Here is a 17253-nt window from a genome sequence, read left to right as displayed (position 1 = left end):
ATCGCGCAGCGGGCCGGTTGTTTACTGCTGTGTGCGGGTTGGCCGCACGACAATCTCGTTTACATCCACCTCTTCAGGTTGCTCAATCGCATAGCGCACGGCGCGGCCAATGGCATCCGGTTGTAGCGCGATAGCGCGATAATGCTGCATCGCCTCGGCAGCTGTCGGGTCGGTAATGGTTGAGGTCAGCTCGCTCTCGACCACACCGGGATGGACACAGGTCACCCGCAGCTGACTATTCTCCTGCCGTAAACCGTCAGAAATCGCCCGCACCGCAAACTTGGTGGCACAGTAAACTGCCGCAGTAGGTGACACGGCCAGCGCACCAATTGATGCGATATTGATGATGTGTCCGCGCTGGTGGCCCAGCATGGTCGGCAGCACCGCCGCGATGCCATAGAGTACCCCTTTGATGTTTACATCGATCATCTGATCCCACTCTTCGACCCTGAGCGATGCCATCGGTGATAGCGGCATAATACCGGCATTATTGATCATCACATCAACCCGTCCCCACTTCTCCAGCGCAAACGCCACAAACTGCGCCACCTGTTCGCGGCGCGTAACGTCCAGCGCTTTGATCGCCACCTCTGAACCACTAAACCGCAGCTCCTCAGCCAGGGCGGCCAGACGGCTTTCGCGCCGCGCGCCCAGTAACAAAATGGCATCGGTTTTTGCCAGTTCACGCGCGATGCCTGCACCGATGCCGCTTGAGGCACCGGTAATTAAAATCACTTTCTTCGTCATTTTGTCTCTCCAGTCAGCTTGTCACTGGCGATCATACGGCGGCTGCATTATAAAGATAATCCACCAAACGTTTTACAGACTGGTAACTAAATCTGACCAATGAATGCGGACAAGAATGCCCTCGAAGTTTTTGTGATTGTGGCACAGACCCGAAATTTCCGGCTGGCAGCGGAACAGCTAGGCGTGACCCGTCCGGCGATTAGCCAGAGTCTGCGGCGTCTGGAAAACCGGCTCAACATTACGCTGATGCAGCGCACCACGCGTTCAGTTCAGCTAACAGAAGCCGGACAGCGGCTCTATGCGGAGGTGGCTCCGGCGATTAACCAGCTTAACCGCGCCGTCACTGATATTGCCGAACTGGCGGCTGAGCCACGTGGCCAGTTACGGCTGGCGATCTCCTCAATTGCTGAACGGATGCTGGGAGGCGAACTGCTGGCGAGCTTTATTACTGCTTACCCGCAGATTGAGCTGGATATTACCGTGACCGATGACGAGTTTGATATTGTCAGGCAGGGCTATGATGCAGGCGTGCGGCTGGGAGAAGTGATCGCGCAGGATATGATTGCGGTGCCGGTTTCCACTGCGCAGCGTCAGGTAGCAGTAGCGTCACCCTCTTATCTGGCGCGTGCAGGCACGCCGCAACATCCCGAAGAACTGGTCAGTCATCGCTGCATCGGCTGGCGTAAAGGACCAGGCATGGCGCCTTATCGCTGGGAGTTTGCTGAGCAGGGACGGGAGTTTGATGTCGCCGTCAATCCGCAGCTCACAACCAATGATATGGGGGTGATGATCCGCACCGCCCGCGCCGGGGGCGGCATCAGCTTTGGCATGGAGGAGACCTTTCAGCCTTACATTGCATGCGGTGAACTGGTGACGATACTCGATGGGTGGTTACCTGCCTTTGCGGGGTTCTATCTCTATTTTCCCAGCCGTAAAAATCTGGCCCCTAAACTCAGGGCATTGATTGATCATGTCAGGCTATGAAGAGAGCAGAAATGCCTGTTAAGCAGCGCTAAAATTGCAGACACTGACCGGCTCCAGCCAGTCAAACGGTGAGCCATTCAGAGAGCCCGAAATTGCAATGCACGTCTTGACGTTATACGGGGTTACGGCGTGTCAGTGCTTCAGGCTGTCATGTTGTATCGGGTGATGATATTGATTTTAGAGTAGGGCACGGGCGGTTCAGACGCGGGCAGGAAACCGTGGAACTCCAGCAACGTTCTGAAGGCGTGCAATGCGTCGAGCTGTAAATTGTGCTCAATCAGCGCATCTATTTTACCGGCCTGCAGCAGGGCACAATTCTCCTGATCGAGATCGTGACCGATACAGGCGTTCACATGCCGCTTTTGTTCGGCAAACGCACGCAGGATGCCGGGATTGCCGCCTCCGACCGTATAGACCGCATCCGTGTCCGGATGGCTCTGCAAGAATTGCGTCATCGACTGATGCATCCGTGCATCGATGCCATACCCTCCTGCCACCACGCTAACCTGATGCTGAGGCGCAAACTGCTGCATCGCACGCTGAAAACCCTGGATTCTCTCCTGTTCACCCATGAAATCGCGACTGCCTGTCATCGCCACAATATGTGAACGGCTGACTCGCAGCCATTTTGACATCAGAAAAGCCGCCAACTTACCGGCATCAAAGTTATCCATGCCGATATAGCGCAGGCGCGCGCTGTCGGGTAAATCGCTCATCATGGTGACCACCGGAACGCGATGTTTCAGCAGCGATTCAATAGTGGGATTCAGCTCATCGGAGCAGGCCGCTTTCAGAATGACACCGTGACTGTGAAGCGCCTTTTTGTTCAGCAGCGCGTTAATGGCTTCTGCTGTGAGATTCGCGCCAAAGTGGAAACGCAGCTGAAGTCTGAAAGCAGCAAAGCTGGCGATTTGACTGCTGAGCGCCTCACGAATCAGTGGCTGAAAGCGGTCAGGGGTATGCATGATGACGTCGAAGTAGATCGTTCTGCCTTTGGCGAGGCCGGCTTTTTGCATCAGTTCCAGGTCCGCTATCGCCTGCTGAATCCGATGCTGAGTGCGCGCATGAACGTTGCCACGCTGATGCAGGGCACGATCAATGGTGGCAAGGCTAAGCCCCGACTGGACAGCGATTTGTTTGAGGGTGTATTTAGCCATGCAGGACTCACGACAGCAGAGGATAACCAGAGTTTTATCATAATACCGGCTAACAACTGGGGTTCAACTGAAACACGTTCTTCAAAGTATGACTGGTCGGCAGAGAGAAAATGCGGCATCGGGGACAGGAATAACAGTTTGTATAAACCTGAAACTCAGCGTTACGCTCAAACGACATATTTAATCGCCCCACTTCCGGTATTGGTAAAGTCAGATCCAGGCAGTGATGACACTCTTTTGACTATTTACTGGCAAGGGCATAGTGCTGGCTTAGATAATTCCAGAGCAAGTCTTAAGCTGGATGATTTATAACCGGTTTGCCGCTTCGCTTATATTTCCGTTAAGATGGCTTTTTTGTTTTTTGACACCCGATAATGTTAGACTGTATATGCATACACCATCGGGAGGTCGTGTGAAGTACGATAATGAAAAAGAGATCCGTGCGCTGGTTGGCGCGGTCGTCAGTGATTTGATCAAGGCGGGGGAGCCTGTTCATTTTCACGACATTACGGACGCTCTGTTTCGCCTGAGCGAAGAGACGCGTGACAGTAAACTGAAAGCATTGTGCCAGGAAGCGATTGGCTTTTTTACCCGCAAGATGCATTAAGGTTGATGGCGTCGATGGCGGGCGCCATCCAGAACCTTCCCTTCCTGCCATAACTCCGCAGCACCACTTTAACTGAGAATAAGACGCAGTAAACAGCGCCGATAAAATATGCGAATTAAAGAAATTCATTTTAAGCCCTGTTATATTTTTGGTTTGTCAGTTCAGTCAGAATAATCTTCTGTTGGCCTGAAACGAAAACATAATAATTAATTTCATCGGCTGCAATCATTATTCACAAAAAAGCGTTTGGGAAGTTTTTATTCTATAACTTTCCAGGAAAAATATTTTTAATTTCAGCGGGCTGTGGCAGCGTTTTCTTCTGTTTCAAGTGTTACTCATACTGTTCTGACTATGTATGATTTGAGAAATGATTATGACCGGGAGAATGTCCTGCGTAATCGCCGGAATGGCAAAGACGAACATAACGAGTCGCTCAGGCAGCGTTTTGTAGATCACTTTGATATCTGTAAAAGGCAAAGGCCTGTTGTGGGTGAGCACTTTTCATCAGACTTGCAACAAGAGCACCGCAGGTTAAAAAAAAAGGAAGACATTCCTTTGACTTGCATACCTACCTACTAGTAGATTCAGTGGGAGTGTCAGTCGTAATTATAAATGCTTTTCTGTTATCGCAGGCAAAGGGTACGGAATGCGCGTGGACTTCAGCTTCTGCAATATAGAGTGTATTGATGAATAAACCTTCTCTTGCTGCACGTCAGAAAATCATGTGACTGGCGCTTATTGCGGGCGTCCCTTTGCTGCTGACCGCACTGATCCTGTGGGCAGGCGGGTGGCTGGAGACCAGCAGGCTGACATCGGACAAGCTGGTGGCGGCTCTGGAAAAATCTGGCGGTTACCACCCTGGCTATCGGCGTAATCATGCTAAAGGCGTCTGTATCATAGGCGACTTTTCGGCTAACGGTAACGCCAGTAGCCTGTCACGCGCGGCGCTGTTCGCCCCCGGCGTTACGCCGGTGGTGGGCCGTTTCGCTATCGCAGGCGGTAATCCGAATGCGCCTGATTATGCGGTACTGGTTCGCAGTATGGCGCTGGCGTTTTATCAGAAAAATGGTGAGCAGTGGCGCACCGGCATGAATGCAATGCCGTTTTTCCCGGTGAAAAGCGTTCAGGGCTTTTACGATCTGCAAAGCGCCACGTTGCCGGATGCTAAAACCGGTAAACCTGACCCCGCCAAAATGCAGGCTTTTGTACGGCAGCATCGTGAGATCAAACCCTTTTTTGCCTGGGCTAAACAATATATGCCCGCTTCCAGCTGGACCCGCGATCGATTTAACAGCCTGAACGCCTTTGATTTCATTGATTCACAAGGTCATCCACACCTGGTGCGCTGGAGTATGGTGCCGCACGCTGACTATCAGCCGATGGATGAAAAAGAAAAAGAGCACACTGATTTCCTGCAACGCGATCTGCAGCAGCGGCTGGCGCAGGGGCCGCAGAAATGGGACCTGATTATTACCGTCGCGGGGGTGGGTGATAAAAGCAATGACGCAACGATTGACTGGCCTGCCGATCGTCAGAAGATCAATGCCGGAACGCTGACCATCACTAAAATGACGCCACAGCAGCAGGGTGCCTGTAACGACATTAATTATGACCCGCTGATTTTGCCGGATGGCATAACCGCATCGGACGATCCGCTTCTGAATGCCCGTTCGTCAGCGTACGCCAAATCTTATAATGCACGCACCCATGAACAGGCAGTGGCCCCTTGATGAAACAGATCACCACTTTTCACCCGGCACTGCGCATCATCCACTGGCTGATGGCGGCGGCGATTATGGCCATGCTGTTTATTGGCGTCGCGATGGTATCCACGGTTTCGACATTGCACGGCCTGCTGGTGGCCATCCATAAGCCGCTGGGTCTGATGATTCTGTTGCTGGTCATTGTGCGGCTCTGGCTGCGCTTCGCCACCGCTACACCAGCACTGCCGGCCACGCTCCCTGCCTGGCAGAAATTGTCAGCACATCTTTCACACTGGGCACTGTATGCCATGATGCTGGCTCAGCCGCTCATCGGCTGGGCGATGCTGTCGGCGGGCGGCTATCCCGTTACGCTGGGTCATCTGGTACTGCCGTCCATTGTTCCGGTCAGCAACGACGCGTTTGCGGTTTTGCGACCGCTTCACAGCTGGGTGGCCCTGGCGTTGTTCATGACCGTCATGTTGCATCTTGCCGCAGCCTTGTTCCATGCGTTGATTCTGCGCGATGGTGTGTTCAGCAGTATGACGGTTTCACGCAAACGCCTCGCCCCTGGTGCGCTTGACAACCCGGCTGACGGTCAGTAGGTTCAGGGCCGTTTACAGATTTGACGTCATTTAATTGTTGCTGCCGGGAGCATGCATGAGTACAGAACGTTCACAGAAAGCCGAAGAAATTATGCATCACACCCGCGTGCTGCTCACCTCTGGCGGTTACAACAGCTTCAGCTATGCCGATTTAGCCGAGCGGGTGCAGATTCGCAAGTCCAGTATTCACCACCATTTCCCAGGCAAAGCGGATCTGGTTCAGGCGGTTGTGAGTGATTATCGTCATCAAGCGCGCGCAGGAATGGCGGCCACCAGCCAGCACTTCGCCGGTGATGTACTGGGCGAAATTAATAGCTATGTGAACTTCTGGGCGACCTGCATAAAAGAGAACAATTCGCCTTTCTGTATTTGCGTGATGCTGGCGGTCGAATTGCCAGTATTACCCAAAGAAGTGGCTCAGGAAGTCAGTGCTCATATTTCCGATCTCACTGACTGGCTCACTGACGTGCTGGTCAGGGGCGAGAAGAACGGCGTCTTTTCCCTGCGAGAAAGTGCCGCTACAGAGGCAAAATCACTAATGGCAACGGTGCATGGTGCGATTATTTCTGCGCGTGCTTTTAATAACGCTGATGTATTCCTGCAAATTGTTGAACCGGTCATCGGACGATTAGTGAAAGCCCCATGATGCCTTGAAGATGATAAGTTTTATGTGATTTTTTGCCTGTTACCAGCAAATAAATAAAATTGGCGCGGATTATCACCCAGCAGAGTGATACGAGTGTTTTGGGAAAACAGAGAGGGATATTTTGCGCGAGAAAGCACAACTACGTCAGGGCTGTCTATGACCTATGGCCGTTGCGGTCTGCTTTACGATTTGCAGCTACGGTTGGGCGTTTTGTACATAGTAGGTGGATTGGTTTTAGTTATTCGTCAAAAAGTGCCTCAAAAGCGGAGTATTAATCTCACTGAACCTGCGTTATCGCCAACAACGCAGGACAGGTAATCAGATATCAGTATCGTCAGGTGTACGGCCAACCACAATTTCCAGCGTTCTGCGCAACACATCCAGTCTGATAACGTCGGAAGTACATTCCAGTTCGGCAATCAGATAAAGAATTATCGCTTTGTTGGTCACACGTCCCTGATCAGCCACAATGTCACGAATCACTGCGCCCAGCAGTTCGGTTTCCGGTGCCAGCAAATCGCCTTCACTACGAAAATAGTCAATAATGGATAAATCTGATGAAGAGTGTTGCATGATTTTTCTTTCTCTGAGGAAAATTCGTTATACGCAATGGGTGAAAACAAAACGAGTGTAGACGCTGTATTCGTTTTGCCCAGCCAGCCAATAAAAATTTCGCTTAAAGGCTGCCGCTTCGCTTATCGCTAGCCGTGTGTATCAGGCACACAATACCCTTTATCAGTGCTTTTTAGACCCATCAGGTGGGCCATCGCTGTTCATACGATGCGTGGTCTTATCACGTTCAGCACCGTCGCCCTGCACACGTTTACGCGCGGTAACCATACCGTTTCGAACTTCAGTGATAGCTTTGCGAATCACAGACACTTTAGTGTCGTCATCGGCATTAGCAGCCATGAGTTCAAGCTGCGCGATTAAGGCGTTACTCGACACCGGTTTGTCTGACTTAAGTAATGTCAGGACGGCTTCGCCGATCATGACATCTGTCAGTTTCTCATCTTCACTTCTGTACATACTGGCTTCTCTGATTACGAATCAATGGCCATGCTGCGGGTCCGTATACGTCAGCGGGTGCAACTTGTTGCACCAGATACGGCTAAGCAGTACTGGGCTTCGGTCCTATGGGTAAATCTTCCTGAATGTTGGCTAAGAGCAGGCGACGATAGAAATATCTGAAGCCGTAAGCGGGTATTAATCTTCGCGACGAAAGAGCATCGCGATTAATTCATGCAAATGGCTCTCTTCTTCTGGCGTCGCAGCCAGTTCAAGGCGGCTCAATAATTTACTGCAAATTGCTTTACGGCTGAGGCTATGACCTGCGCGCAGAATTTCGACTACAACCGAACCCAATGTTTCCTGTTGCGAAGGTGAGCTGGCCTGATTGAAGTAACGGGCAATATCGCTGATCGTTTCCGGGCCTTGTCCGTTCTGACGCATGATGATTTCCTCAGATGGTGAAAATGTATAGCATTCCTGATGCGCAAGTTATACATCTTTTTAAAACTTGTACAGGATTTTGGATTTTTGGAATGATTTTTTTTGTGCAAAAAGTGCTATTTCTTTAAAAACAGGGTGTTACGAGGAGGTGGTGAAGAAGTGAAAATTGTACCATATTCTTGTACAGGAACAAGCCCTCTGGTGTTCCGACCTGATTGTTCAGGCCGGCAGAAGGTAAGAAAGAGTGTTAATGCTTAAAGAAGATGTCATCAGCAGAGGCGCTGATAGCCGGTTCGATACCCGCATTTCTGGATAACCAGTTTGCCGGACGGGTAGTGCGTGAACCAATCGTTTTGAATCCCGTCAGCCATTGACGCGCAGTTTGCATCTGCTCAAGGCGATACTCATTCACTTCTGAGTCAGCCATTACCTGGAGTTCTTGAATCAGCAGTTCAACGTTCACTTCCTGACCAGCATTAAACAGGTTCATTGCGGCTTCGCCAATGATGACATTCGCTTTTTCGTCGCTGGAAAAATACAAAATATCCTCCTGGGTGATTGCGGTAAGTAATATTAACTGTAGCAAAAAAATTCATCAGGCTTAATCAATTCGGCCTATCAATTAGATTATTTTAATTGTGGAATTGCTGCGTCTGTTGCGAGCATGTCATCCGGTAATGCGACTTCATTTTGTGAATGGCAAAGCGTAGTTGAACGCTTTTTCTATGCCATTACCTCTTTTCTCATTTTGTGGCACGGAATCAGGCAGAAGAGAAATCCGCCTGTCCCGAAACTATAAGCCTGCTGAATGCCACGCATTATCTAAAATATTCCTATTTATATCAGAGGCTAACCGATCTGCTTTACAAAAGCTGACACCTGAACCTGAATGCTGAAGAAACTTCACATCTCACTGCTGGTCGAGAGTTATAGCCTGTGCTATAAAAAATAGCCTATGCTAATTATGTTCTGTTTTTAATCACCTCTGGAGCCCGCCTAATGGTCCCGATAAAAAAGATCACCACGCTGTTACTGAGTGCGCTGCTCTCAACCCTGATGGTGAGCAGCAGCTATGCAGCAGAAAAATTTAAGATAGTCACCACGTTTACGGTGATAGCTGACATGGCTGAGAACGTGGCTGGCGATGCCGCGGAGGTCACCTCTATTACTAAGCCCGGTGCTGAAATACACGAATATCAGCCCACTCCCGGCGACATCAGGCGGGCGCAGGGTGCGCAGTTGATTATGGCGAACGGGCTTAATCTCGAACGCTGGTTTCAGCGCTTTTATCAGCATCTGGACGGCGTCCCGGAAGTGGTCGTTTCAGCTGGTGTCACGCCGATGGGTATTGGCGAAGGGCCTTATAACGGTAAACCAAATCCGCATGCCTGGATGTCACCGGACAATGCGCTGATCTATGTTGATAACATCCGCGATGCGCTGGTGAAATATGACCCGGTCAACGCAGAGACCTACCGTCAGAACGCTGCCGCCTATAAGCAAAAAATTACCGCTGCACTGGATCCGCTGCGCCAGCAGATTGCCGCTATTCCCGAGCAGAAACGCTGGATGGTGACCAGTGAGGGTGCGTTCTCCTATCTGGCGCGTGACCTGGGCATGAAAGAGCTCTACCTGTGGCCGATCAATGCTGACCAGCAGGGTACGCCGCAGCAGGTGAGAAGAGTGATTGACCAGGTGAAGAAAAATGCCATTCCGGCGGTGTTCAGTGAAAGCACCGTGTCAGATAAGCCCGCCCGCCAGGTCGCGCGGGAAACCGGTGCCCATTACGGTGGTGTGCTTTACGTCGACTCCTTAAGTAACGCGCAGGGACCGGTGCCAACTTACCTCGATCTGCTCAAAGTCACCACGAAGACACTGGTGCAGGGCATTAAAGCGGGAGAGAAAGTGCAATGACAGACACCATTGTGGTTTCAGGCGTCACGGTAACTTATCGCAACGGACATACTGCACTGCATGATGCCAGCTTCAGCGTGCCGGGCGGATCGATCGCCGCGCTGGTGGGCGTTAATGGCTCCGGCAAGTCAACCCTGTTTAAAGCGCTGATGGGATTTGTGCGGCTCGCCAGCGGCAGCATCTCGGTGCTGGGGATGCCAACCCGCCAGGCGCTGCGCCAGAGTCTTGTCGCCTACGTGCCGCAGTCGGAAGAGGTGGACTGGTCGTTTCCGGTGCTGGTGGAAGATGTGGTGATGATGGGGCGCTACGGGCATATGGGGCTGCTGCGGCGGCCAAAGTTGCATGACCAGCAGATAGTCAGTGAGGCGCTGGCGCGGGTCGATATGCTGGATTATCGCCATCGTCAGATTGGCGAACTCTCTGGCGGGCAGAAGAAAAGGGTATTTCTGGCACGCGCGATTGCGCAGCAGGGCAGCGTGATCCTGCTGGACGAGCCGTTTACTGGCGTGGATGTTCAGACCGAGGCCAGAATCATCAGCCTGCTGGGGGAATTGCGCGATGAAGGTAAAACCATGCTGGTCTCCACCCATAATCTGGGATCGGTCACGGCGTTCTGTGATTACACGGTAATGATAAAAGGCACGGTTCTGGCCAGCGGCCCAACCCGGACTACGTTTACTACCGCTAATCTTGAGCGCGCGTTCAGCGGGGTATTGCGTCATGTGATGGTGAAGGGGCTGGACGATCAGATCATCACCGATGATGAACGCCCCTTTATCGCACCTCATGCCGCACGGGAAGAGGGGAGCTGAACATGGCGCTGTTACTGGAACCTTTTGGTTATCACTACATGCTTAACGCGATGTGGGTATCCGCGATGGTAGGCGGACTCTGCGCGTTTCTCTCCTGCTATCTGATGCTCAAGGGCTGGTCGCTGATAGGTGACGCGCTTTCACACTCTATTGTTCCTGGCGTCGCGGGCGCTTATATGCTGGGACTGCCGTTTGCGCTGGGAGCATTTCTCTCCGGCGGGCTGGCAGCGGGCAGTATGCTGTTACTTAATCAGCGCACACGTTTAAAAGAAGATGCGATTATTGGCCTGATATTTTCCTCTTTCTTTGGTCTGGGGCTGTTTATGGTGTCGCTCAATCCGACAGCCGTGAACATACAGACCATTGTGCTGGGCAACATACTGGCGATTGCGCCAGCCGATATTCTCCAGCTGGCGCTGATTGGCGGGCTGTCGATTATCATTCTGCTGTTTAAGTGGAAAGATCTGATGGTCACCTTCTTTGATGAGAACCACGCGCGCGCCATTGGTCTGCGCCCTGAACGACTGAAAATCCTCTTCTTTACTCTGCTCGCAGTTTCAACCGTGGCGGCGCTGCAAACTGTTGGCGCCTTTCTGGTGATCTGTCTGGTGGTGACGCCCGGCGCAACCGCCTGGCTGCTCACCGATCGCTTTCCACGTCTGCTGATGATTGCTGTCGCGATTGGCAGCATCACCAGTTTTCTTGGTGCCTGGGCGAGTTACTACCTGGATGGCGCAACGGGCGGCATCATCGTGGTCGCGCAGACATTGCTGTTCCTGCTGGCGTTTGTCTTTGCGCCGAAACATGGTCTGCTGGCTAACCGGCGTCGTGGCCGCCAGCAACCCAAAAGGGAGCCTGTCTGATGTGGATCCTTGAACCCTTCCAGTTTGCATTTATGAATAGCGCTTTGCTTATCGCGTTTGTCGTAGCGATCCCCTGTGCGCTGCTGTCGGTGTTTCTGGTGCTGAAAGGCTGGGCGCTGATGGGCGATGCCATGAGCCATGCGGTATTCCCTGGCATCGTGCTCGCGTGGATGGCAGGACTGCCGCTGGCGGTGGGCGCGTTTGTTGCAGGGCTGTTCTGTGCCGTTGCCAGTGGATTTCTGCAGGACAACAGCCGTATTAAGCAGGACACCGTGCTGGGCATTGTCTTCTCCGGCATGTTTGCGGTGGGGCTAATCCTCTACATCGCCATGAAACCCGAAGTGCACCTCGATCATATTCTGTTTGGTGACATGCTTGGCATAACCGGCGCAGATATCATTCAGACAGCGATTATCGCGTTGATCATCGTTATGGTGATTGTCGTGAAGTGGCGTGATTTTATGTTGTTCAGCTTCGACCCTCAGCAGGCGCAGGTCTCTGGCTTACCCGCCCGTCTGCTGCATTACGGGCTGCTCTGCATGGTCTCGCTGACAATTGTAGCCACGCTAAAGGCGGTGGGGATCATCCTGTCAATCTCCCTGCTAATCGCGCCCGGCGCAATCGCGGTGCTGATCACCCGTCGTTTTTCACATGCGCTGCTGGCGGCGGTTGTTGTAGCGGTGATCGTGTCACTGAGCGGCGTTTATCTTTCGTTCTTTATCGACAGTGCGCCTGCGCCGACGATCGTGGTGTTGTTTGCAGTGGTATTTATTGTCGCGATGGTCATTGCGGGGCGGAAAACCCGGCAGCTGGAAAGGTTGAAACATCGTTATAACGACAAGAGCGTCTGCGGTGATAAACAATCCTGATGCAATAATACGGCGTGGTGAAATTCAGATTTCAGAGTGGCTGGCGTCTAATCAGGCTTATTCTCATGCCTGAACGTTGACGTTTTAAACGGCGAATGATTCATCTTGTCGGGTCTGGCAGTGATATCCGCTCTGTGCCCGGAGCGGATAATTTAATCACTCAATAATTATTAATGGTGGTGTCAGCACCGATTTAGATAATTATGCGAAAAACTAAAGTAGCGCACTTCCTTAGAAAGGTATGATTCCGGCAATCCATTCAATCGCGTTGAACAAAAAATACACTTAGAAATAATTTGTAGCGTGAAATGATTTTTAACACTAATTAATCTGCTGATAGTTATTGTTTTAATTGATAATTATCAATGGGTTGTGTTTTTCCATGCGTGTTTCTCTCTTTCTGATTTCTTAGTTTCCTCTCCCATCGTCTATATATATTTTCTGTCGCGCCGTTATTGATGGCGCAACCAGAAAAAGTTTTAATGATTTTTTTATTCAACCTCATTTCTTAACACCAGAGCAACATAGCAATCTCAAAAGTATAACGGAAAATAATATGAAAATAGCCACGCGTCTTGTCGCAGGGTATAGCCTGCTAATCATCCTTTTTCTTCTCTGCACCGGGACGGCACTCCATGCACTCTGGCAGGCAAGGGACGATATGGAAAACGCTGTAAATAATAAAATTTACCGCTATGAACTGATTCAGAACATGCGAAATTCGGCCAGAGATATGGCGATCGCAGTCAGGAATATTGCATTACTGAATGAACAGAATGACAGACAGCCTGAATGGGACAGGATGGTCGCTCAGAAAGCCATCTACATTCAGAACAGGGACAAACTCACTGCCAGTATGTCGCAAAACGTCTCAGAGGAAGGTAAAAGTGCGCTGGAAAATCTGACCTCCACGGATGAATCCGCACTTAGCCTGCTTATGACGGCGGGCAGGAAAGCGATGGCGGCACCTCAGTCTGAAACCGTTGATTACCTGCTAAAAACCGTAAGGCCAGGACAGCGAACAATGCTGAATGCCCTTGATCGGCTTTCAACTATTCAGATGCAGGTAAGCAGGAAAACCGTTCTGGATGCCAGGGAAGCCGCTGCGCAAACGGCTATGCTGATGTCGGTGATGGTGTTGATTTCTTTCCTCATCGCTATCGCAGCCTGTTACTCCATCATTCGGACGCTCATGCGCCAGCTGGGCGGTGAGCCCGCGCAGGCACAGGCGCTGGCCGCGGCGATTGCGTCGGGTAATCTGACATCGCCTGTCCTGTTACGACATAACGATACCTCCAGCCTGCTGGCCTCGCTGGATGTTATGCAGGCCAACCTGCGCAGTATGGTGGCAAATATCAGAGATACATCTGCATCCGTTGCACTGGCCGCAGATGAAATCTCACAGGGTAATACAGAACTCTCCTCCCGAACCGAACAGCAGGCTGCCGCCCTGCAGGAAACGGCGGCAAGCATGGAACAGCTCACCGCTACCGTAAAAAACAATGCAAGCGGGGCGCATCAGACCGCCAACTCAGCCCGTGAAACCGCGCGCCTTACCCGCGCCGGGGAAGCAGATGTCAAACGTATGGCAGAGACTATGCAAGCCATATCAATGAGCGCGACTAAAGTCCGGGACATCACCTCTGTGATTGAAAGTATTGCGTTTCAGACCAACATCCTGGCGCTGAATGCAGCCGTTGAGGCGGCTCGTGCAGGAGAAGAAGGACGCGGCTTTGCTGTTGTAGCGGGTGAGGTCAGGACACTGGCGCAGCGTAGTGCCTCCGCCGCACGGGATATAAAGTTGCTTATCGAAGAAGCGGTAACCCAGGTGGAAAGCGGCGTCACAGTCGCCTCGTCAACCGGCGACAGCATTATGCAAATTGTTGGCATGGTGAATGAACTGGCTGTGTCGATGGATACGATTTCCCTTGCCTCATCAGAGCAGATGCAGGGCATATCTCAGGTCAGTGTCGCCGTGACGCAGATGGACAGCGTGACGCAGAATAACGCTGCGCTGGTGGAAGAATCGTCTTCAGCCTCACAGTCGCTCTCTGAACAGGCTCACGCGCTGCGGGGCATGGTAGCCGCGTTTCAGGTGTGACGACCTCTGGCGATAGCGTTCGTCTGTTGAAGGCGCTGCCAGTATCCACATCTCCGATGGTCTGCTTTTCCGGCAGATAAGGATGGGTGACAGGCACCTGTCTGTCACTCATCGCTAAGACAACATTCGTTTTTTTCATTTTCTGACTACAGAAAAAAGAGCATGAAAGGGAACAGGGGGAGAGTAAAGATACCCCTGTTGCCGCCTAATCCCGCGTAAAGTCAGCCATGCCGCCCTGATGCGCTTTACCGCCAGGCTTGCGCCTGAAAAAGAGTGCCGCAGCCTGAGCTGGAACGCTGAAAAAATCCAACTATCGCGCTAACCTTTTTGATTACTCTTCGGGTGGAAGGGCTGATGATAGCATTGTGAATGCTGCGCTCAGTGGTAAGGCCTGAGCAAACCTGCCTGTACTTCGCGGCACTACTGGTTAAGCTATTGCATAGAAGCGTTGACCTGCCGCAGACCTTGCAGAATGCAAAACAGCACCTGTGATGTGCCCTGTGCGGCGTGGTGTTACAAACCTCACTTCAGAAAACATCTCTCCTTATTGTCGTCATCGTCTCATTGGTCTTTTTCCCATAAAGCGGATATTTGCCAGCCGCAGCAGTTGCTCGCCTGAAAACAAACTTCTGACTGGCCAAAAGAGGGGCTGGTGAATGACGCACAGTGAAATAACAAAAATAATTAATGTTTTTCAGAAAGCAGCCGATTAAGGAATTTGCCTTAACGGTTCAAAGCTGCGAGCAAAAAGGGGTAAGAAACCTGCGGCTTCGCATGAGCCGCCGCGCAGGCTTTCGCCAGTGTTCCGGGGCTTGTACCCCGCAGGTGAGTATAGAAGCGCAGCAGCCGTGCTACGAAAAGAATGGCGCTGCTGTACAGGGATTACCTTTATGGATATGGAACTGAAATGAAAAAAAGCACCGTTGCAGTGATGATGATGGCGACTCTGTCAGGCGGAGCCTGTGCAGATGCAGGTCGATTTTCACCGAATTTTTCTCCGGAAAGCTTTACTGTGTCGACGTCAGCCGGGATGCTGAGTGGCAAATCTCATGAGATGGTTTACGACACCGAAACAGGCCGCAAAGTCAGTCAGCTGGACTGGAAAATAAAGAATGTTGCTATTCTCAAAGGCGAGTTATCCTGGGATGCATACTCATTTCTGACGCTGAATGCGCGAGGCTGGACTTCACTGGCTTCTGGTTCGGGTCACATGGATGACTATGACTGGCTCGATGACAACCAGTCTGACTGGACGGACCATTCATCCCATCCCCGCACAGATGTTAATTACGCCAATGAATACGATCTCAATGTAAAAGGCTGGGCATTACAGGGCGATAACTATAAAGCCGGACTGACAGCTGGTTATCAGGAAACCCGTTTAAGCTGGACAGCTTTTGGCGGTTCATATAATTACGATAACGGCGCTTCTACGGGTGATTTCCCAAGAGGCGAGCGCGGTATTGGCTATAGCCAGCGTTTTTCCATGCCGTATATTGGTCTTGCGGGCCAGTATCGTATAAACGACTTTGAATTTAACGCCTTATTTAAATTCAGTGACTGGGTGCGGGCACACGATAATGACGAGCATTACATGCGCGATCTTACCTTCCGTGAGAAAGCGACTAATTCGCGGTACTACGGAACATCAGTAGACGCTGGCTATTATGTAACGCCAAATGCCAAAGTATTTGCCGAATTCACTTACAGCAAATATGAAGAAGGCAAAGGCAGCACTCAGATTATTGACAGAGTCTCCGGTGAATCAGCATCCATTGGTGGAGATGCGGCTGGTATATCGAATAAAAACTATACCATTACAGCCGGTCTGCAATATCGCTTCTGATTCGATCCTGTACGCCAGATGATTATGTACGTTAGGCCCCTTTGGGGCTTTTTGATAGTGTTAGCAAAAAAATATCAATGCTAAATCTGTATATGAATTCATAATTAAATCAATACTATAAGTTTTTTAAATAATATTCAGCCCGGCAGTTCTGCCTTTTTAAAAGTAATTACAAATCTTATTAAGCAGATAAATATCGTTAAATGTCATTCCCGTTTGCTGATAGCGTCCAGCATAACGCATCTTAGGAAGAGAAAAAAATGCCGGTCATCCCGAAAGTTATGAAAATTGCTACGTTTTTCACCGTTATTTTCCTCACTGGCTGTTCCACGCTGTTACCCCTTAATTACACAGATTACGAAGGTCAAGATGCAGCGACGGTGGTGGCCATCAATCCAGAGGGATTTGTGGGTACATTTTATCTTTCGGTCTATGAGAAGAAAGGCACCTGTTATGACAGGGTTGATCGCCATCAGCTGGAATCAAATCTTATCCCCTCCGCAGGGCACGTTATGACCGCAAAGGTCAAGCCTGGCAGGCTCATGGCTTTTCAGCAGCTCAACACGATAATGAGCCATTACGACGCACACGGAAAAAAAACGAAATTCCCGGAAAGCTATTTGCTCTCACAATGGGTTCCATTTATTCCACAACCAGGCAAACGCTACTTTCTTGATACTAAATATGGTCCCCGGGAGATTTCGTCGGATTATACCATTACTGTTAATTCAGACCCGGCCAGAATTGCGTCTGATTTCAAAACGCTACCTCAGAATAACTGGGACGCCAGAAATCGTTGTCAGCATCTTATAGGCGGCAGCTAATCATGATTCAACTATCGCTGTAACATCGTCACACTGAAGACATGATATGTAATCGGCCAGTATCGCTGAGCAGGGAAGGGTTTGAGCATTTCTGCCACTTTCGCAGAGGATATGGATAGCATTTAG

Annotated in this window: 19 protein-coding genes; 13 read left to right on the top strand and 6 right to left on the bottom strand. The window is 50.9% G+C overall.

Annotated features, from left to right (window positions below):
- Window positions 1–21: 21 nt before the first annotated feature.
- Entirely contained in the window at window positions 22–747 is a 726-nt protein-coding gene (locus tag K6R05_RS18795; RefSeq protein ID WP_161736546.1) for an SDR family oxidoreductase, read from the bottom strand.
- A 99-nt stretch (window positions 748–846) separates the two neighbouring features.
- On the opposite strand from K6R05_RS18795, the gene K6R05_RS18790 reads away from it, so the two are divergent.
- Window positions 847–1731 (top strand): LysR family transcriptional regulator, encoded by an 885-nt coding sequence (locus tag K6R05_RS18790; RefSeq protein WP_222925609.1) that lies wholly within the window; start codon window positions 847–849, stop codon window positions 1729–1731.
- A gap of 140 nt (window positions 1732–1871) precedes the next feature.
- Here the strand turns inward: K6R05_RS18790 and K6R05_RS18785 are convergent, their stop codons facing one another.
- Window positions 1872–2888: a substrate-binding domain-containing protein gene (locus K6R05_RS18785; RefSeq protein ID WP_222925608.1), complete on the bottom strand. Its 1017-nt coding sequence runs from the start codon at window positions 2886–2888 to the stop codon at window positions 1872–1874.
- Here K6R05_RS18785 and K6R05_RS18780 point away from each other — a divergent pair.
- From K6R05_RS18780 to K6R05_RS18760, 5 genes are all read left to right on the top strand, one after another.
- Complete coding sequence (locus tag K6R05_RS18780; RefSeq protein ID WP_222925647.1) at window positions 2796–3200, top strand: hypothetical protein; 405 nt, start codon at window positions 2796–2798, stop codon at window positions 3198–3200. The two genes, K6R05_RS18785 and K6R05_RS18780, sit on opposite strands and share 93 nt — an antisense overlap.
- A gap of 100 nt (window positions 3201–3300) precedes the next feature.
- The gene (locus K6R05_RS18775) at window positions 3301–3495 is read left to right on the top strand and encodes a hypothetical protein (protein WP_161736549.1); all 195 of its coding nucleotides are present in this window, start codon (window positions 3301–3303) and stop codon (window positions 3493–3495) included.
- A 728-nt stretch (window positions 3496–4223) separates the two neighbouring features.
- Window positions 4224–5225, top strand: a complete 1002-nt coding sequence (locus K6R05_RS18770; RefSeq protein WP_262390931.1) for a catalase family peroxidase — start codon at window positions 4224–4226, stop codon at window positions 5223–5225.
- Window positions 5225–5800 (top strand): cytochrome b, encoded by a 576-nt coding sequence (locus K6R05_RS18765; protein ID WP_222925607.1) that lies wholly within the window; start codon window positions 5225–5227, stop codon window positions 5798–5800. Before K6R05_RS18770 ends, K6R05_RS18765 begins: the two co-directional genes overlap by 1 nt.
- A gap of 55 nt (window positions 5801–5855) precedes the next feature.
- Window positions 5856–6446 carry a TetR/AcrR family transcriptional regulator gene (locus K6R05_RS18760; RefSeq protein WP_222925606.1) on the top strand — a complete coding sequence of 197 codons (591 nt, stop codon included), beginning with the start codon at window positions 5856–5858 and terminating at the stop codon, window positions 6444–6446.
- A gap of 318 nt (window positions 6447–6764) precedes the next feature.
- Here K6R05_RS18760 and K6R05_RS18755 read toward each other — a convergent pair whose 3' ends face one another.
- The 4 genes from K6R05_RS18755 to K6R05_RS18740 all read right to left on the bottom strand — a co-directional run bounded on the left by K6R05_RS18755 (window position 6765) and on the right by K6R05_RS18740 (window position 8439).
- Complete coding sequence (locus tag K6R05_RS18755; protein ID WP_061060655.1) at window positions 6765–7019, bottom strand: biofilm/acid-resistance regulator YmgB/AriR; 255 nt, start codon at window positions 7017–7019, stop codon at window positions 6765–6767.
- A 162-nt stretch (window positions 7020–7181) separates the two neighbouring features.
- Window positions 7182–7475 (bottom strand): hypothetical protein, encoded by a 294-nt coding sequence (locus K6R05_RS18750; RefSeq protein ID WP_150011759.1) that lies wholly within the window; start codon window positions 7473–7475, stop codon window positions 7182–7184.
- 177 nt (window positions 7476–7652) lie between these two features.
- Complete coding sequence (gene ycgZ, locus K6R05_RS18745) at window positions 7653–7898, bottom strand: regulatory protein YcgZ (RefSeq protein WP_033735314.1); 246 nt, start codon at window positions 7896–7898, stop codon at window positions 7653–7655.
- Window positions 7899–8145: 247 nt separating this feature from the next.
- Complete coding sequence (locus K6R05_RS18740; RefSeq protein WP_161736760.1) at window positions 8146–8439, bottom strand: hypothetical protein; 294 nt, start codon at window positions 8437–8439, stop codon at window positions 8146–8148.
- A 458-nt stretch (window positions 8440–8897) separates the two neighbouring features.
- Here K6R05_RS18740 and K6R05_RS18735 point away from each other — a divergent pair, with 458 nt between their 5' ends.
- The 7 genes from K6R05_RS18735 (at window position 8898) to K6R05_RS18705 (ending at window position 17127) form a co-directional block, all read left to right on the top strand.
- On the top strand, window positions 8898–9812 hold the full coding sequence (locus tag K6R05_RS18735) for a metal ABC transporter substrate-binding protein (RefSeq protein ID WP_222925605.1): 915 nt from the start codon (window positions 8898–8900) through the stop codon (window positions 9810–9812).
- A complete protein-coding gene (locus tag K6R05_RS18730) occupies window positions 9809–10624 on the top strand; it encodes a manganese/iron ABC transporter ATP-binding protein (RefSeq protein ID WP_161736758.1) in 816 nt (271 codons plus the stop codon). The genes K6R05_RS18735 and K6R05_RS18730 overlap by 4 nt, the downstream gene beginning before the upstream one ends.
- A 2-nt stretch (window positions 10625–10626) precedes the next feature.
- Entirely contained in the window at window positions 10627–11487 is an 861-nt protein-coding gene (gene sitC, locus K6R05_RS18725; RefSeq protein WP_161736757.1) for an iron/manganese ABC transporter permease subunit SitC, read from the top strand.
- Window positions 11487–12356, top strand: a complete 870-nt coding sequence (locus K6R05_RS18720) for a metal ABC transporter permease (RefSeq protein WP_222925604.1) — start codon at window positions 11487–11489, stop codon at window positions 12354–12356. Before sitC ends, K6R05_RS18720 begins: the two co-directional genes overlap by 1 nt.
- Before the next feature lie 556 nt (window positions 12357–12912).
- Window positions 12913–14457, top strand: a complete 1545-nt coding sequence (locus K6R05_RS18715; RefSeq protein ID WP_222925603.1) for a methyl-accepting chemotaxis protein — start codon at window positions 12913–12915, stop codon at window positions 14455–14457.
- 907 nt (window positions 14458–15364) lie between these two features.
- Window positions 15365–16303 carry an omptin family outer membrane protease gene (locus K6R05_RS18710; protein WP_161736754.1) on the top strand — a complete coding sequence of 313 codons (939 nt, stop codon included), beginning with the start codon at window positions 15365–15367 and terminating at the stop codon, window positions 16301–16303.
- A gap of 260 nt (window positions 16304–16563) precedes the next feature.
- Window positions 16564–17127, top strand: coding sequence for a hypothetical protein (locus K6R05_RS18705; protein ID WP_222925602.1), 564 nt, complete (start codon window positions 16564–16566; stop codon window positions 17125–17127).
- The last annotated feature ends 126 nt before the right edge of the window (window positions 17128–17253 follow it).

Origin of the sequence: Pantoea alfalfae (genome assembly GCF_019880205.1) — a bacterium.
GTDB classification, from domain to species: domain Bacteria; phylum Pseudomonadota; class Gammaproteobacteria; order Enterobacterales; family Enterobacteriaceae; genus Pantoea; species Pantoea alfalfae.
Note: the sequence above shows the minus strand (reverse complement) of the source record. Positions and strands in the feature narration are given on the sequence as shown.

Coding starts and splice junctions, on each gene's coding strand:
- K6R05_RS18760 (WP_222925606.1), top strand. CDS start 5,856: ATGAGTACAGAACGTTCACAGAAAGCCGAAGAAATTATGCATCACACC.
- ycgZ (WP_033735314.1), bottom strand. CDS start 7,898: ATGCGTCAGAACGGACAAGGCCCGGAAACGATCAGCGATATTGCCCGT.
- K6R05_RS18780 (WP_222925647.1), top strand. CDS start 2,796: ATGAACGTTGCCACGCTGATGCAGGGCACGATCAATGGTGGCAAGGCT.
- K6R05_RS18765 (WP_222925607.1), top strand. CDS start 5,225: ATGAAACAGATCACCACTTTTCACCCGGCACTGCGCATCATCCACTGG.
- K6R05_RS18735 (WP_222925605.1), top strand. CDS start 8,898: ATGGTCCCGATAAAAAAGATCACCACGCTGTTACTGAGTGCGCTGCTC.
- K6R05_RS18720 (WP_222925604.1), top strand. CDS start 11,487: ATGTGGATCCTTGAACCCTTCCAGTTTGCATTTATGAATAGCGCTTTG.
- K6R05_RS18755 (WP_061060655.1), bottom strand. CDS start 7,019: ATGCAACACTCTTCATCAGATTTATCCATTATTGACTATTTTCGTAGT.
- K6R05_RS18750 (WP_150011759.1), bottom strand. CDS start 7,475: ATGTACAGAAGTGAAGATGAGAAACTGACAGATGTCATGATCGGCGAA.
- K6R05_RS18705 (WP_222925602.1), top strand. CDS start 16,564: ATGCCGGTCATCCCGAAAGTTATGAAAATTGCTACGTTTTTCACCGTT.
- K6R05_RS18710 (WP_161736754.1), top strand. CDS start 15,365: ATGAAAAAAAGCACCGTTGCAGTGATGATGATGGCGACTCTGTCAGGC.
- K6R05_RS18715 (WP_222925603.1), top strand. CDS start 12,913: ATGAAAATAGCCACGCGTCTTGTCGCAGGGTATAGCCTGCTAATCATC.
- K6R05_RS18730 (WP_161736758.1), top strand. CDS start 9,809: ATGACAGACACCATTGTGGTTTCAGGCGTCACGGTAACTTATCGCAAC.
- K6R05_RS18795 (WP_161736546.1), bottom strand. CDS start 747: ATGACGAAGAAAGTGATTTTAATTACCGGTGCCTCAAGCGGCATCGGT.
- K6R05_RS18785 (WP_222925608.1), bottom strand. CDS start 2,888: ATGGCTAAATACACCCTCAAACAAATCGCTGTCCAGTCGGGGCTTAGC.
- K6R05_RS18790 (WP_222925609.1), top strand. CDS start 847: ATGAATGCGGACAAGAATGCCCTCGAAGTTTTTGTGATTGTGGCACAG.
- sitC (WP_161736757.1), top strand. CDS start 10,627: ATGGCGCTGTTACTGGAACCTTTTGGTTATCACTACATGCTTAACGCG.